The organism is Paraburkholderia sp. BR10954, from assembly GCF_040965775.1.
Taxonomy (GTDB): Bacteria; Pseudomonadota; Gammaproteobacteria; order Burkholderiales; family Burkholderiaceae; genus Paraburkholderia; species Paraburkholderia youngii.
This window is the reverse complement of sequence record NZ_JBFRCK010000168.1, coordinates 1-1,159: the sequence shown is the minus strand read 5'-3', so window position 1 is coordinate 1,159 and position 1,159 is coordinate 1. Positions and strand designations below refer to the sequence as shown.

The 1,159-nt window shown below is 62.8% G+C and carries 2 protein-coding genes and 1 pseudogene; all 3 read left to right on the top strand.

Going from position 1 to position 1,159, the window contains the following annotated elements; translation table 11 throughout:
- Nucleotides 1-322, top strand: a pseudogene (locus AB4Y34_RS41625) (IS66 family insertion sequence element accessory protein TnpB); the annotation flags it as partial.
- A gap of 2 nt (nucleotides 323-324) precedes the next feature.
- Nucleotides 325-618, top strand: coding sequence for an IS66 family insertion sequence element accessory protein TnpB (gene tnpB / locus AB4Y34_RS41620; RefSeq protein ID WP_368719282.1), 294 nt, complete (start codon nucleotides 325-327; stop codon nucleotides 616-618).
- 63 nt (nucleotides 619-681) lie between these two features.
- The coding region (locus AB4Y34_RS41615; protein ID WP_368719281.1) for an IS66 family transposase zinc-finger binding domain-containing protein at nucleotides 682-1,159 on the top strand (478 nt) is incomplete at its 3' end.

The window sequence follows — 1,159 nt, the reverse complement described above, 5'->3', positions numbered from 1 at the left end:
TGCTGAGCATCACGAGACGGCGCCTGCGGCAGCAGTGATCGATGGCGTGGCCATCGACCTTCTGGGTCCGTGCAAGGCCGCATCACCCACGAAAACGTCATCTGCATTCGTCCCCGTCGTTTCGGTGCCGCCGGCGTTGCTCCCCGAAGGAAGCGCCTTGGCGAGAGCGCCTATGCCCTCATCGCCGTCCATGGCGCTTGCGCTGCACGTGCGTCTGCCGAACGGCGTCGAGTTTGATATCGCGGACGCGACCATCGACGAACTGGCCACCGTGGTCCAGATGCTTGGGAGAATGCCGTGTTCCGGTTCGACGCGAATCTGAAGGTGTACCTGCACCGCGATGCCGTCGATTTCCGGTACGGCATGAACAGCCTGTCGATTCTCGTTGAGCAGTCGATGCGCCTGAACCCGATGGACTCCTCGCTTTACGTGTTTGGAAACCGTCGCCGCGACCGGGTCAAGATCCTCGGCTGGGATGGCAGCGGCTTCTGGCTCCTGACGAAACGCCTCGAGACCGATAGGTTCATATGGCCCGACCGGAAAGCCGAGATCGTGACGATGACGCCTGATCTGTTACATGCGCTGCTTGAGGGCGATGACATCAGCACGATCCAGTGACATCCGAAGCGCGAGTATCTGCGCGTCAGTTGAACGCGTCATCGGGGTGCCGGTCTAATCCGCATGCCGGGCCAGGTCACGATCACCGCCGACGAACTGAAAGAGCTGCTCGCTGAGCGCGATGCCGCCCGTGCGTTGCGCGAAGAACAGGAGGCGCTACGCGGCGCCCTGCGGCTCGTGACAGCGGAACGCGATCTGGCCGAGGAACGGCTGCGTGCTTACCGTCGTGAACTGTTCGGCGCGAAAAGTGAAGCACGGGATTCCAATCAACCCGGGCTGTTCAACGAAGCCGAAGCACTTGGCGCGAACAGCGCGCCCGCCCTGGAAGACACTCCGGAAACGACGGTTGCCGCGCACACGCGCAAGCGGCGTGGTCACCGCAAACCGCTCGATCCCAAGCTGCCGCGTGAGGTCGTGCGCCACGAACTGCCTGAAGCCGAACGCTTCTGTACGAACGACGGCCACGCGCTCGTCGAGATCGGCGTTGAGATCAGCGAGCAGCTCGATGTAATTCCGGAGCAGCTTCGCGTGCTCCAGCACC